Here is a 14,186-nt window from a genome sequence, read left to right as displayed (position 1 = left end):
ATCATTGTTTATTCACCTTCGTAGATGTCAGCAATTTCTTCCCATTCAGGTTTAATTTCAATTCCTTGCTCTTCCGCTGCTTTTTTATTAATGAAAAGCTGTAGACTGTTTGGAAGTTCAACTGGAATTTCAGAAGCCTTCTTCTCACCTTTTAGAATGGCAGCAGCCATAAGACCAGATTGATATCCAATATCGTAGTATTCAAATCCACTTGCAGCAAAACCACCAGCTTTCATTGAATCAAGTTCACCAACGAACAGTGGAATATCTTCCTCATTAGCTACAGCTATGATTGAATCTAAAGCTTGAACTGCAGTGTTATCTGTTGGAATATAGATTGCATCAACACGGCCTACTAAGCTTTGAGCAGCTTGATTCACTTCAGCAGTTGTAGATACAGAAACTTCTACTAATTCCGCACCGCCTTGTTCTGCAAATTCTTTCACTTGTTCAACCTGTACAACAGAGTTTTGTTCACCAGAGTTATAGATGACTCCGATCTTTTTCGCTCCCATTTCACCAGTGATGAAGTCAATTGTTGTTTTAGTAGCATCTGGGTGGTTATCAGTTGTACCCGTAATATTTTCGCCTGGCTTATCAAAAGCTTCTACTAAACCAGCACCAACAGGGTCTGTTACTGATGTGAAAATGATAGGAATTTCACTAGTTGCATTTAGTGCAGCCATTGCACTAGGCGTTGCGTTTGCAAAGATTAAGTCCACTTTGCTACCGACAAGGTTTTGTGCAATTGTTGCTGTGTTACTTTGCTCACCTTGCGCATTTTGGAAATCAAATTTTAAATTATCGCCTTCTTTAAACCCTTCATCTTCTAACGCTTTTTTGAAACCTTCTGTTGCAGCATCTAAAGAAGTATGTGGTGCATATTGTGTAATACCAACTACAACTTGATCTTTTGCACTGCTGCCGCCAGTAGTATCCTTTGAAGTACCATCGGTCTCTTCACTCCCGCATCCTGCTAAAGCAAGGAAGCCCGCTAATACCACTCCAAGCATTTTTGTTGAACCTTTCATTGCATATCCCCCCGAAATTTCTTTACTCTTTTTTGATTTTCTAGTAAGCTATTACTTTACTAGAATAATAATTTTCATACACTTTAACTTTACTGCATAAAAGCGAAAAAGCGTTAATGTATGCCATTGGTTAATCGTAATATTATCATTCTAGGCGCCTTCCGTCAATTATTTTCTGAAGATTTTACACTTTCAGCTTATAATTTTTTTTTAATTGCGTAAAAAGATATTTTGTTTTCTTATGATAATACGTTTTATTTTATTTCACGTTACAAAAAATATAATAATATGAGTTGCAATGGAGGTATTTGATTGAAGCAAACGGCACAATGGTCATCAAAATTAAGCTTTATTTTAGCAGCAGCAGGATCTGCAATCGGATTAGGGGCGATTTGGAAATTTCCTTATGTGGCAGGTACTAGCGGTGGTGGAATTTTTTTCATTATTTTTCTTATATTCACTTTGTTAATAGGTTTACCCCTTTTATTAGCTGAATTTGTAATTGGTAGAAAGACTCAAAAAAATGCGATTCAATCTTTTAAAGAATTAGCACCACGAACGAACTGGCATATCGTTGGTCGATTAGGTTTTTTTACAAATGCGGTTTTACTTTCTTTTTATAGTGTTGTTGGTGGCTGGATTTTAATTTATTTGGTAAGTGGCAGTATTGGTAAATTAAATGGTTTAACGGAATCTGAGTATGGTGCGTATTTTGGAGAAACCATTGCAAATCCATTTCTAGTTGTGCTCGCACAACTATTATTTATGTTAATTACGATTCTTGTAGTTGCAAAAGGAGTCCAGGCTGGTATTGAGAAGGCGAGTAAATGGATGATGCCTGCACTTTTTATTCTTTTCATCGTTATTATTTTTCGTTCAATCACGCTTGGAGGTTCTCTTGAAGGAATCCTGTTTATTTTAAAACCTTCTATTTCATCACTTACTTCTGATACTGTTCTTTTTGCACTTGGTCAATCCTTTTTTGCTCTTAGTGTTGGGGCTTGTACAATGTTAACTTATAGCTCTTATCTTTCGAAGAAGGAAAACATGGTACAGTCAGCGTTCTCGATTGTGGGGTTAAATATTCTCGTTACACTATTGGCAGGGTTAGCAATATTTCCAGCTGTTTTTGCTTTTGGATTAGAGCCTGATGCTGGGCCTGTACTCTTATTTAATGTGTTACCTACTGTCTTTGGAAAAATGCCTTTTGGTATTTTATTTTTATTAGCATTCCTGCTTTTATTTTTATTTGCTACTCTTACGTCCGCTTTTTCGATGCTTGAGTTAATTGTAGCAATCTTGTCAAAGGAGAACGAACAGAAACGAAAAAACATTGCGTGGATGGCAGGAATAGCAATCTTTTTACTGGGTGTCCCATCTGCCCTTTCTTTCGGAGTATTAAGCGATGTTAGTTTATTTGGAAAATCCATTTTTGATCTTGCTGACTTTCTTGTAAGTAACATTCTTTTACCTATTGGGGCTTTTTTTATATCGATTTTCGTGTCATTTATAGTTCCGCGAGAAGCACTCTATAAAGAATTGCAAATGGGCAGCAAATTTCCGATTATTGTGATACAGGTTTGGTTCTGTTTAATTCGCTATGTTGTTCCAATTGTAATTATCATTGTATTTTTAGATAGTCTGGGTGTTATTTAAAAAAGGTGTTCCAAATTTAATTGGAACACCTTTTTCTTACTCTTCTTTTTTGTCCTTATCTTCTGTAGCAATATTGTTAATAACCTTTATTCTCATGATTCGTTTCTCATCCATTGCATCAACTTTAAAAGTATGATTTTCGTATTCAATCTCTGGGAAAGTATCTCCTGAAGGTATATATCCCAATTGGCCAATCACAAAGCCGCTTAAGGTATCATATTCATCTGTTGGAAGATTAACCTTTAGAATATCCTCTACTTCATATAAGTTAATCGTCCCAGCCATGGAGTATGTCATATCATCTAGCTGAATGTATTCTTCATCCTCAATTGTATAATCGTCATATTCGTCAAAAATATTTCCGACGATTTCTTCAATTAAATCCTCAATCGTAACAATCCCATCTGTTCCACCATATTCATCGATAACAATGGCCATATGGATATTATTTTTTTGCAATTCCTTAAATAATTCATTCGTGTGTTTGGATTCCAATACAAAATAAGGATCTCTTAGCAGGTCTTTTAAGTTAAACGATACATCATCACAGTCATCAACAAACTTTATTAATTCTTTCGAATGTAGAATTCCAACTATCTGATCAATACTCTCATCATAAACAGGAAAACGTGTGTATTTTTCTACTGTTACGAGGTGAATAATTTCTTTCAATGTATAATCAAGCGGTATTCCTATAATATTCGTACGATGTGTCATGATGTCCGACACTGTTTTATTATCAAACTCAAAAATATTGTTGATCATAATTTTTTCTGATTCTTGAATAGTCCCTCTTTCTTTACCAACATCGACCATCATCCGAATTTCTTCTTCTGTTACATTTTCATCCTCTGCATTGGGATCGACACCAAATAATCGAACAATTCCATTTGTTGATATCGTTAGTAGCTTAACAAAGGGCAGTGTAATCTTGGATAAAAGCGTTAAAGGTCTAGCAGCAATTAATGAGATTTCCTCTGCTTTTTGTAACGCCAGCCTTTTTGGTACCAGTTCTCCTATTACTAATGTAAAGTACGATAGTATGAGTGTTATGACTACAACTGAAATTGTATCCAGAAGAGCTGGTGCAATTGGGACTTCAAGGTCAATTAACCATTTAGTTAAATATGTAGCAAAGCTTCCAGCAGCAAATGCACTCGCTAAAAAACCTGCTAATGTAATACCTATTTGTATTGTTGCTAAAAATCCACTTGGGTTCGATAGTAGTCTGTGTAACAAAATAGCTTTCTTATCCCCACTGTCAGCCATCAATTTTACTTTATTATCATTTAGTGAGACCATTGCCATTTCAGATGCTGCAAAAAAGGAATTTAATAAGATCAAAAGAACCAGGATTAAAATCTCAGCAAGCATTTTTAGTACCTCCAAGCGTTGGAAAGAAACATTTATTTATTTTCTTAAATTCCCCTTCTTTTCATAGCATTATGCTTTATATAAAACGATTGGTTTTTTTAAAAAAATATCTACTTTGTTGATTGACAGAATATAAATAGGACATTATAATTTATCTTAAAGTAATATATCTTGAATTTAAGATTTATGATTCTAAAATAACTTTTTGGGGGATATTAATATGGCAAACACAAAATGGGCAGTTGACGCATCACACAGTAGTATTGATTTTTCAGTAAAGCATATGATGATTGCAAAGGTGAAAGGTTCATTTGAGAGCTTTGAGGCTACTATTGAAGCAAATCCTGCGGACTTAACATCAGCAAATATTGAATTCAAAGTTGATCTTGCAAGTGTAAATACAAAGAATGGTGATCGTGATAACCACCTTCGTTCTGCTGATTTCTTTGATGTAGAAAATCATCCAGAAATGACTTTCAAATCTACTTCTATCGTAAAAACGGATGATGATGAATACAATGTTACTGGTGATTTAACAATTCGTGGTACTACTAAATCTGAAACGTTCCAGGTTGTATTTGAAGGTGCAGGCAAAGATCCATGGGGCAACGAAAAAGTAGGTTTCAGTGCAACAGGAAAGATCAATCGTAGCGATTATGGTTTAGTGTGGAATGCTGCCCTTGAAACAGGTGGCGTTCTTGTTGGGGACCAAATTAAAATTTCTATTGAAATCGAAGCTGGAAAAGCTGAATAAAACAATGTAATGAGCAGGCCATTGAGGCCTGCTCTTAATAGTTGTATAGTAATGTAACGACTTTATCTTCAATTGGCTTTCCATGCGCATCATTCATTAAATTGTTTAAAAGAATAGAAAAGATAAGGTCTTCCCCACTCTTCGTCTTAATATACCCAGATAATGAACTCACGGTTCGAATTGTTCCAGTTTTCGCTTTTACCTTCCCGGCCATATCAGGATTGTTCATGCGATAACGTAATGATCCACCCACAAGTCGTTCACTATTGCCTGCTACAGGTAATGCTTCTAAGTAAGTAGGAAACCAAGATTGCTTTTGAGCATGATAAAGCAACTTGGATATGTCGTTGGCGGACACTAAATTAACATGTGAAATTCCTGAGCCATCTCTAATGACCATACTACTTGGGTCCACTCCGATTTTTCGAAGCTCATCTTTTACAACAGCAATCCCTTTATCCCAACTCCCTTCCCCTTTACGAATACGTCCCATTTCTTTTACGAGTGTTTCACCGTGTCCATTATTACTTAATTTCATAAAAGGAATGAGGAGTTCTTTTAATGGAATGGATTGATCAATTGCAAGTAGTTCTGCATCTTCTGGAGTTTTTGCAAGGCCATCTGTTCCAATCACATGGATTCCGTTCTTCGCTAATGCATGCTTGAACAAATCCAATGTATAGCCTGTAGGTTCCCACACCGTCATCCATTCTTGTACCGATTGTGCATTGACAGGTATTGTACCTTCAATCGTAATCACATTTTCTCCATGTTCACGAATGATATCGATGTCTTTTTTCTCTTCTTTTTGTACCGTTTTTGTGTTATTGATGATTTTGACATATTTGTTCGTGGGTTGGACTGAAATTTCAGCTTTGGTTCCCGCTTTCTTTCCAGGTGCTACCTCGACAATTAAAGTTCCTGAATCATAATCTTTATTCGGAGAGGCTGTTAACCCTGAAACAGCTGAACCATAATAATAAGTCTCATCGCTCCAGGTTAAATCAATTGAATAACGCTCATCATCATACCAAGAATCATCCGCGATAATATTTCCAAAAATCACATCAACTCCAGATTTCTTGATTTTCTTTGCAAGTAAATCTAAATCTTGTTGGAGTAATGTTGGATCTCCTTTCCCTTTCAAATAGAGATTACCTGTTAATTTATTACCCTCAAGCTTCCCATCTGTGAGAACTTCAGTTGAGAACTGATAATTCTCACCAAGAGCAGATAATGCCGTTGCTGCTGTAATTAGTTTTAAATTGGACGCAGGTCGAAGTCTAACATCTCCAGCATGTTGATATAAGATTTCTCCACTTTTTGCTGACCTAATACTTATTCCAGCAATTGCACCTTTGAGGTTGGGTTCATTGAGAACAAGTTGATTAAGTTGTGCAAGCACTTGTTTTTGGTTTGCGTTAGCATTTGCTATTTCTTGTTGTGGGTGGATAGAAGGCATAAAAGTTATTGCAAGTAATAGTACAGCAGTTAGTATAAGATTTTTCGTTCGAATAATGGTTTTCCTCCCTTTTCTTTTTCTATTGTACAAGTATGGAATCTTTACCATATTTTATACAATAATGGAGGTAATATGAAGAACGATTTGTTATTTATTTGCATAAAAAAAGCATCCCAACTTAGATGCTTTATAACTAACTTATAAAAATACAAAATAAATAACAGCGGCTAGTACAATTCGGTAGATGGCAAATGGTAATAGCTTAATTTTATCGATGAGGCGTAGGAAGAAGCGAATTGAAATTAGAGCAAATACGAATGCACTAATAAATCCTGCAATAAATACTGGAAGTGCGTCCATTGAAAAATACTCTATGTTTTTTAGAAGCGATATTCCACTTGCTCCTGCCATGATTGGAACAGCCATGATGAATGTAAAATCTGCAGCTGCTCTATGGCTAAGTCCTACTAATACACCACCGGAGATGGTCGCACCTGAACGTGAGAATCCTGGCCAAAGTGATAAACATTGAATAAGACCAACTGTTAATGCTTGTTTATACGTAATTTGATCTACAGTTTGCGTATTTGGATGTTTAGCACTATATCGGTCAGCGACAATCATTAGGATTGCACCTATCACTAGTCCAATTAATACAGTTTCAGTTGTGAATAAATATTCATCAATTGTATCTTCAAATAATACTCCAAGGACACCTGCAGGAATTAACCCTACAATAATATGTGTTAAACGTAAGTGTTTTGCTCCAACTGGAACAATTTTGTTTTTTCGATTAAGTCCAAGTAAGTCAATAAATCGGTCTTTAAACACGACAACAACAGCTAGTATGGAGCCGAGTTGAATCACAACTTTGAACGTGTTCGCTGGATATTTTCCAAGAAACTCCTCTGTTTTTAGCCACATATCATCGACAATAATCATGTGACCTGTCGAGGAGACTGGGGCAAATTCTGTTAAGCCTTCAACCAGTCCTAAAATAATCGCTTTAATGATTTCAATAATTTCCATCAGACGTAAAGTACTCCTTTTTTAAATGTCTAGATTCAGGCGCCTATTAGACGTGCGCCCGAAACATTTTTAATTATCTCGTTTTTGATTTTCTCTTGGTGAAAAATATAACAAGAAATCCAATTCCCGCTAATGCAATCAATGCATAAGTGATATTCGAGTAAATGTCCATGTAATGAACAATAACGTCCCAAGATTCACCAAATGCAGCTCCTAGCATCACAAGAATCACATTCCAAATTAATGTTCCAAGCGTTGTAAAGAGAATGAACATCCAAAAGTTCATATTGGACATCCCTGCTGGAATGGAAATTAAGCTCCTGATTAATGGAACCATCCGGCAGAAAAATACAGTCCAATATCCATATTTATCGAACCAAGCATCTGCTTTATAGATATCCTCTTTTGTTACTCGTAAAATGCGACCATAGCGGTCAACAATTTTCTCTAATCGCTCAACATCAAGTAAGCGTCCAATTCCATATAGAATAATCGCACCTACAACTGATCCCAGTGTTGCAGCAACAATAACCCCTGCCACGGTTAATTTCGTGATTGTGGTCATAAATCCGCCTGCGGTTAAAATCACCTCAGAAGGAATGGGTGGGAAGATATTTTCTAGTGCAATTAATAGAAAAATTCCAACATACCCAAATTGATCCATAAAATCTGTTATCCAATTATCCATTTTTACCTCCAAATAAGATGCTACAAAGTCAATTCTATAGCATACCTATTGTAATCTATGTTTGTCCTTCTTTAAAGTATTCCTTTAAATTTTTTCCTATCAATGAATTTCCAAAACAACCGGACAGTGGTCACTTCCCATGATGTGTGAGTGAATATGGGAATCTTTTAGACGGTCTTTAAATTGTTCAGATACAATAAAATAGTCGATTCTCCACCCAATATTTTTTTCACGCACATTTCGCATGTAGCTCCACCATGTATATTGATCGGTTATGTCTGGATAAAAATATCTGAAGGAATCAATGAATCCAGAATTGAGTAAATTGGTCATTTTTCCACGCTCTTCATCGGTAAATCCAGAATTTCCTCGATTTGATTTTGCATTCTTTAGGTCAATTTCCATATGAGCAACATTCAAATCACCACACATAATGATTGGCTTGCTCTCATTTAATTGAGTAAGATAAGCAAGCATACGGTCTTCCCATTCAAGCCGGAAGTTCAGTCTTGCTAGATCCCTTTGTGAATTCGGTGTATAGACATTAATTAAATAAAAATCTTCGAATTCTAATGTAAGAATTCTTCCCTCTGATTCTTCGTTTTCATCTCCAACACCATATGAAACCGAAAGGGGCTTTACTTTTGAAAAAACAGCAGTTCCTGAATAGCCCTTCTTAAGCGCATAGTTCCAATATTGATGGTAGCCTTCAAGGTCTAGTTCAATTTGACCTTCCTGAAGTTTTGTTTCCTGCACGCAAAAAATATCAGCATCCATTTCATTAAAATAATCCAAAAAGCCTTTTTTAACACATGCTCGTAATCCATTTACATTCCAAGATACAAGTTTCATAATCTATAAAGCTTCCTCTCTTTGTTACTCCTCATATATCATTTTTCTCGTCATTCCTCCATCTACGACGAGATTAATCCCCGTAACAAAATTATTTTTCGAATCGGTTAGATATAGACATGCATTTGCAATGTCAGTTGGAGTACCGACCCGCTTAGAAAAGTGTTGGTCATGGTCTTCTTTACGAAGTTCTTCATAATTACCTGTTTCTATCCAACCTGGTGAAATGGCATTTACTGTTATCTGATACTCTGAAAATGAAGCAGCAAGTGCGTGAGTAATTGCAACGATTCCACCCTTTGTTGCTGCATATCCTTCTGAATGGGCTTCAGACATCAAGGCCCTTGTTGACGCAATATTAACGATTGAGCCGCCAAATTGCTTCATATATCTTGCAGCTTCTCTCGAGCATAAGAAAACACTTCGTAAATTCGTATGAATCACGTCATCCCATTCTTCAACAGTGACATCGAATGGTGATTTAAACAAACCTTTTCCTGCATTGTTTATTAAAATATCAATTTTACCATAGGTTTGATAGGTTTGGTTTATCAAATTTTTGATATCCTGCTCAATTCTTACATCTGTTTTAATAAACATGGCTTCCTTACCTTGTTCCTGAAGTTCAAGGGTTTGTTTTGTTCCTGCCTCTACATCAATATCTGCTAAGATAACTTTATCTCCATTATTTGCGTAACTATTCGCTATACCTCTGCCAATTCCATTTGCTGCACCAGTAACAATGACAACACGATTCATTTATTTCACCAGCCCATTTTTCATAGTTTCAAAAACTTTCCTTTTTCATTATAAACGACGAAGCCGTTCTGGCAAAATAAAACAGAGATTCAGGTGTTACAAGAATGATAAGATATATACTGGGGAGTGAGGTTATTGAGGAAAAGAATAATTGTATTTCTATTCGTATTATGTAGCCTTCCAATTCTACTAAGCTTAGACCCTATCACGTATAACGCTTCATATTATGCTAAATACGAATCACCAAATGGAGTTCTATTTCTAAGCTATTCAGAAAACTGGAATGAGCAACAATTAGAGGAACTTTATCAGGAACTAATAAAAAACAAACACGGTGAGGAAATGAACCTGTTACAAGAAGTTCGCGTCATGGATGGTCCATCACCTTCAAATAATAGTATTACAGGAATCTATCATCCGTTTATTAGCAGCATTACGCTTTATAAAGGAAATGAACATACAAACGCTCGAGAATACCGAGATACGTTATCACATGAGTATGGTCATCATTTTGCATACTATTATTTTCCATCGCATCATTTTCCTTTTTCAAAGTGGTCAAAGCTAAGAGGGTTAGATGATATACCTGTTAAATGGTCTTCATTTTTTAATTACTCCATCTCAGCACATGAGTGGTACCCGCAGGAAATTTTTGCTGACGATTATGTTCTATTATATGGGGCAATCAATGAAGTAGATCGAGATGATGTCTATTCGAATGAAGCGTTTTATATGCGAACCGAGCATGAAAATCAGCTACTTACGAATGTCTTAGGAAATCAAGAATTGCAACAATTTATTGAACGAGAAACTGGAATAATGATCGATGATAACCGGAAATTGAAAACCCCTAAGTTGTCTTTAGTTACGGATGACAGTTTGACCTTTGATATCGAAAAAAAGGAGAATGTGGCTTATCGGTTAAATCTTGCAGACTATGAATATTATGAAATTACGGATGACAAAAGTGGATCTGTTACTTTTCCAAATATCGAATTGCAAGAAAACGAAGTTATTTCTATAGATGTTCTTGATTTGGAAACGTCAATAGGTTTTCGTACGGATGATATCCGACTTCATTTGGAAGATTAGATAGAAAATTATCCGCATTTCATTATATAATATAAATAGAGAGTTTTTTGAAAGGCGGTAATGACGATTCCAACACCAAGTATGGAAGATTATTTAGAAAAAATTTATTTATCGATTCAGCAAAAAGGCTACGCTCGAAGCGTGGATATTGCTTCTTCATTAAATGTCCTCCCTTCCTCCGTTACAAAGATGATGCAAAAGTTGGATGAGGAAGGTTTTGGGATTTATGAAAGATATAGAGGTTTTGTGTTAACCGAAAAAGGAAGCACGATTGCAAAAAAGTTAGTAGAAAAACATGAGATGCTTGAAGACTTTTTAAAAATGATTGGCGTTCAGGATAAGAATATTTATGAAGAAGTTGAAAAGCTCGAACATTATATAAGTAAGGAAACCTCCTTATGCTTATCAACCTTAATTGACTTTTTTGAAGAAAATCCTTCCGCTAAAAAAGAATACCTACAATTTCGAAAAGATAAGATGTAAAAAGCTCAGGATTACCTGAGCTTTCTTATTTCAATTTAATATTGACCTTATCATCTAGATAGGTAGTTCCCCAATAACCGTGAATTTGTAACCACCCAGGAACACTCTCTTCAGTAGAACTCTCTCCATAGACTTCAAGTAATACTTTCGTTTGATAATAACGAGGATGGTCTCCCACATACATATACGCATTTTGGACATACTCATCACGGTTATATATTTTCCCATTCAGGTCAACAAATACACCATCGCTATCCGTCATCCCCATAGACATAGCAGAATTGTTATTTTGTCCTAGTACTTCAAAATGAAGCGATTCAAATTTTCGTCCTTCATTCATTTCAGCTGTAATTTCGATTTTTGTAGGCTCACCTAATTCAACTTTATCAATTGAAATGTCACTACCTTGATATTCAAAGGTTTGTGGAAATGGTTTGTTGATATCTATTTCTACTTTATAGGCATCATTCTTCGTGTAGTATAATGAGCTTAATAAAAGACTGACTTCTTTTGGCTTCTCAAAATAAAGAGAATCAAAAGGTGATTGATAAGTGTTGTATTGCCTATCCCCACCTTGTATAGGAACACTCCATCCAAATGGTTTTGCCTTCTTTTTCTTTGTTTGGATTCCTTCAAAAAACAGTTCATTAATATATTGATCACCACTATATGGTTCAAAACGATATTGAAGAAGCGTGATGGTTGGAGCTATAATCAATTTCTCTATCTCAACTGGAAACCCATCTACTTTGAATTTTTTGTGGACGACATGTTCGAACGATTCTTTCTTCTTAACTGGTATTTCAAAATTCCATTCACCAGGGAAAAACGAACCTTCTCCATAGACATCCATCCATTCAAAGTTTTCAGCATTCTTTTCCATCTTTTGCAGTTTTGAAAGATTCAGTTTTATGGTTTTTGTTTCGGATGAAACGGGTAATAAACTTAGTATTCCCTTAAAGACATCCCCTTCACTTTCAAGGGCTTGAACCGGTAAATGGTTGATGGGAATGGCCTGTTGATCAAAGGTGTTCATTTCCTCTTCTACAAATACACCATTCCAAAAATTAATTCCATATTGTTCACTATTTTCAAGATTTTCAACTTCATAATAGATTAATGTTTGAAAATCATCTGCGATAGCACTTTTTATCGTAACTTTTATTCCATTGCTTTCTTGAACAAGATTAAGTGGTTCCCCGATACCACTTTTTAAGTAAGCTAATAATTGCTCATCCTCTTGATCACGCAGGTCAAGCCAAGAGTAATACATATAAGCAAATCCGTTCGTTACATACCCGATTAAGAGTAGTAAGACGAGTGAAGATGCAATTCCAATACTTATTTTGGTTCGTTTCTGTTTCTTCCTCTTCTTAAATCCTTCGATTTCAATTAACCTTGTCTTCACATCATCAAAAAAATGTGAAGGAACTTCAATCGCATCAGCCTCTTCAATTAGTGAATAAATTGTAGCTTGGAATACTGTTAGACCGCTTTGACAGATTTCACAACTGTGTAAATGAATCTCAAAATCTATTTTAGAAGGACGATCTAATGTTCGGCTCAAATAATCAATGTATTTTTCTTGATAATGACCTTCTTCTCCCCCACTCAAAATCCGAATACCTTTATGTAAATGGGCTTTTACTGTTTCGACAGGGATTTCTAGAATATCGGCTACCTGTTCACGGGGAATGCTAAGAATATATGTTAAAGCGAGAACATCTTTGCTAATTTCATTAAGTTTATCTAGTACACTCTCAACTGTTACTTGCATATTTCTGAGCTTACATTCTTTTATAAAAAGGGAAACAACCCAATTTTCAAAGGAAGCCTGCTTTTTTTTCTTGTTTTTTTCCGCCTGTAGCTTTACCATCACATTGTAAAAAGTCTCTTGAATGTCTTCCGTATTTCCTATATAGATAGAGGCAAGCTTGTACAAGCTTAATTTTCTTTGTTCAAACCAATCGATGATTGAATCCATATTCTTTTGTTGCAACTTCTTTAATAAAATCGGGTCTGTTTCCGTTATGATCACAATGTATGTCGCTCCCTTACCTTTCCTTCTCTCTTTATTTCAACATGAATCGAGCGAATCCCTTCTTTCTAAAAGGCCGTTTTCGCAAACTTTGTTGTTTTTTATAACGTTGACTTCCGCTTCAGGTGGACGCTTTCCGCGGGCGTGGCTTGAGCCTCCTTAACGAGATGTGGAGGCGGCTTGCACAGAAACGAGAAAATTTGGTCACTCCGACAAAGAGGCGTAATTTGCCTCTGAAGGAGGAGTTGAAATTTCTCGAGTTTCTAGCCGCTGCAACTGAACAAGTCGCTGCTGCTCCTGCGGGGTCTCAAATCTCACGCTTTTCCCCGCTGGAGTCGCCACCTTACGCTCCAATCAACTAAGTTTACAATTTTATATCAAAAAGCAACAATCTTATAGAAAAGAGCCTTCTACAATAAAAAAGACTAAATCAGTTTTGATTTAGCCATGACCATCCATTTTATTTCTTTTTCAGATCCTTCGTTTCTTCGTCATATTCCTCTGCAAACTCAGTTTGAAAGCTAGGTCTAATTTGCGGTCTTGTCACTTGTTTCTCATCATTAAGTACCTTATTTTGCATATATGCATGGAAGAGTACTTCACTTATAGCAATTACACCAGCCGCAACAAGAGAGGCTGTGATTAACCCTGATGTATTATCCATGAACATGTAGCTCAATATCCAAATTGCAAAGAAAGATAAGCCAAAATCAGCAATAGTAGCAACGGTATTACCCGCTCTCGGCAGTGTAAATAAATCTCCAACGACGTATGCGAGCCCCGTTACAAGTATACTCATGAGTAGAATTTCTCCAAAGGAAGCACCTCTAAATATTCCAAAAAGGGACAAGAGTACAATAGATATTACGATAAACTTGATTCCTAAAGCCTTAAAGTGCCTCATGAATGAACATCACCCTTAATTCTTATTTAGGTTTATCATTTGATGATGCCCTATAGAATATAAA

Annotated in this window: 13 protein-coding genes; 4 read left to right on the top strand and 9 right to left on the bottom strand. The window is 35.9% G+C overall.

The genetic code is table 11. The features are described from left to right. Positions 1 to 8: 8 nt before the first annotated feature. Positions 9 to 1,031 (bottom strand): ABC transporter substrate-binding protein, encoded by a 1,023-nt coding sequence (locus NST91_RS14220; protein WP_341331670.1) that lies wholly within the window; start codon positions 1,029 to 1,031, stop codon positions 9 to 11. A 312-nt stretch (positions 1,032 to 1,343) separates the two neighbouring features. Between NST91_RS14220 and NST91_RS14215 the strand changes: the two genes are divergently transcribed. Next, positions 1,344 to 2,687 carry a sodium-dependent transporter gene (locus tag NST91_RS14215; protein ID WP_341331669.1) on the top strand — a complete coding sequence of 448 codons (1,344 nt, stop codon included), beginning with the start codon at positions 1,344 to 1,346 and terminating at the stop codon, positions 2,685 to 2,687. Positions 2,688 to 2,723: 36 nt separating this feature from the next. On the opposite strand, the gene NST91_RS14210 is transcribed toward NST91_RS14215, so the two are convergent. Further along, complete coding sequence (locus tag NST91_RS14210) at positions 2,724 to 4,061, bottom strand: hemolysin family protein (RefSeq protein WP_341331668.1); 1,338 nt, start codon at positions 4,059 to 4,061, stop codon at positions 2,724 to 2,726. Between the two features lie 220 nt (positions 4,062 to 4,281). Between NST91_RS14210 and NST91_RS14205 the strand changes: the two genes are divergently transcribed. Further along, complete coding sequence (locus tag NST91_RS14205; protein ID WP_121448678.1) at positions 4,282 to 4,815, top strand: YceI family protein; 534 nt, start codon at positions 4,282 to 4,284, stop codon at positions 4,813 to 4,815. Between the two features lie 34 nt (positions 4,816 to 4,849). On the opposite strand, the gene dacB is transcribed toward NST91_RS14205, so the two are convergent. The 5 genes from dacB to NST91_RS14180 form a co-directional block, all read right to left on the bottom strand. Beyond that, positions 4,850 to 6,277, bottom strand: a complete 1,428-nt coding sequence (gene dacB, locus NST91_RS14200; protein ID WP_445724514.1) for a D-alanyl-D-alanine carboxypeptidase/D-alanyl-D-alanine endopeptidase — start codon at positions 6,275 to 6,277, stop codon at positions 4,850 to 4,852. 198 nt (positions 6,278 to 6,475) lie between these two features. Beyond that, on the bottom strand, positions 6,476 to 7,306 hold the full coding sequence (locus NST91_RS14195; protein ID WP_341331666.1) for an undecaprenyl-diphosphate phosphatase: 831 nt from the start codon (positions 7,304 to 7,306) through the stop codon (positions 6,476 to 6,478). A 73-nt stretch (positions 7,307 to 7,379) separates the two neighbouring features. Beyond that, on the bottom strand, positions 7,380 to 7,994 hold the full coding sequence (locus NST91_RS14190; RefSeq protein WP_341331665.1) for a DedA family protein: 615 nt from the start codon (positions 7,992 to 7,994) through the stop codon (positions 7,380 to 7,382). A 99-nt stretch (positions 7,995 to 8,093) separates the two neighbouring features. Then, the gene (locus NST91_RS14185; protein ID WP_341331664.1) at positions 8,094 to 8,846 is read right to left on the bottom strand and encodes an exodeoxyribonuclease III; all 753 of its coding nucleotides are present in this window, start codon (positions 8,844 to 8,846) and stop codon (positions 8,094 to 8,096) included. Positions 8,847 to 8,870: 24 nt separating this feature from the next. Continuing rightward, the gene (locus NST91_RS14180) at positions 8,871 to 9,605 is read right to left on the bottom strand and encodes a glucose 1-dehydrogenase (protein WP_341331663.1); all 735 of its coding nucleotides are present in this window, start codon (positions 9,603 to 9,605) and stop codon (positions 8,871 to 8,873) included. A 135-nt stretch (positions 9,606 to 9,740) separates the two neighbouring features. Between NST91_RS14180 and NST91_RS14175 the strand changes: the two genes are divergently transcribed. Continuing rightward, positions 9,741 to 10,697, top strand: coding sequence for a hypothetical protein (locus tag NST91_RS14175; RefSeq protein WP_341331662.1), 957 nt, complete (start codon positions 9,741 to 9,743; stop codon positions 10,695 to 10,697). Positions 10,698 to 10,763: 66 nt separating this feature from the next. Beyond that, positions 10,764 to 11,180 carry a transcriptional regulator MntR gene (gene mntR, locus NST91_RS14170; RefSeq protein WP_341333538.1) on the top strand — a complete coding sequence of 139 codons (417 nt, stop codon included), beginning with the start codon at positions 10,764 to 10,766 and terminating at the stop codon, positions 11,178 to 11,180. A 25-nt stretch (positions 11,181 to 11,205) separates the two neighbouring features. Here the strand turns inward: mntR and NST91_RS14165 are convergent, their stop codons facing one another. Both NST91_RS14165 and NST91_RS14160 read right to left on the bottom strand, forming a co-directional pair. Continuing rightward, positions 11,206 to 13,218, bottom strand: a complete 2,013-nt coding sequence (locus NST91_RS14165) for a DUF4179 domain-containing protein (RefSeq protein WP_341331661.1) — start codon at positions 13,216 to 13,218, stop codon at positions 11,206 to 11,208. Between the two features lie 460 nt (positions 13,219 to 13,678). Further along, positions 13,679 to 14,122 carry a YndM family protein gene (locus NST91_RS14160; protein WP_341331660.1) on the bottom strand — a complete coding sequence of 148 codons (444 nt, stop codon included), beginning with the start codon at positions 14,120 to 14,122 and terminating at the stop codon, positions 13,679 to 13,681. Between the last annotated feature and the right edge of the window lie 64 nt (positions 14,123 to 14,186).

Origin of the sequence: Ferdinandcohnia sp. FSL W7-1320 (genome assembly GCF_038050315.1) — a bacterium.
Taxonomy (GTDB): domain Bacteria; phylum Bacillota; class Bacilli; order Bacillales; family Bacillaceae_L; genus Ferdinandcohnia; species Ferdinandcohnia aciditolerans.
Note: the sequence above shows the minus strand (reverse complement) of the source record. Positions and strands in the feature narration are given on the sequence as shown.

Excerpts from the sequence above, each read along its gene's own strand:
- NST91_RS14220 (WP_341331670.1), bottom strand. The coding sequence starts at position 1,031 with ATGAAAGGTTCAACAAAAATGCTTGGAGTGGTATTAGCGGGCTTCCTT.
- NST91_RS14210 (WP_341331668.1), bottom strand. The coding sequence starts at position 4,061 with ATGCTTGCTGAGATTTTAATCCTGGTTCTTTTGATCTTATTAAATTCC.
- NST91_RS14205 (WP_121448678.1), top strand. The coding sequence starts at position 4,282 with ATGGCAAACACAAAATGGGCAGTTGACGCATCACACAGTAGTATTGAT.
- dacB (WP_445724514.1), bottom strand. The coding sequence starts at position 6,277 with ATGCCTTCTATCCACCCACAACAAGAAATAGCAAATGCTAACGCAAAC.
- NST91_RS14195 (WP_341331666.1), bottom strand. The coding sequence starts at position 7,306 with ATGGAAATTATTGAAATCATTAAAGCGATTATTTTAGGACTGGTTGAA.
- NST91_RS14190 (WP_341331665.1), bottom strand. The coding sequence starts at position 7,994 with ATGGATAATTGGATAACAGATTTTATGGATCAATTTGGGTATGTTGGA.
- NST91_RS14185 (WP_341331664.1), bottom strand. The coding sequence starts at position 8,846 with ATGAAACTTGTATCTTGGAATGTAAATGGATTACGAGCATGTGTTAAA.
- NST91_RS14180 (WP_341331663.1), bottom strand. The coding sequence starts at position 9,605 with ATGAATCGTGTTGTCATTGTTACTGGTGCAGCAAATGGAATTGGCAGA.
- NST91_RS14160 (WP_341331660.1), bottom strand. The coding sequence starts at position 14,122 with ATGAGGCACTTTAAGGCTTTAGGAATCAAGTTTATCGTAATATCTATT.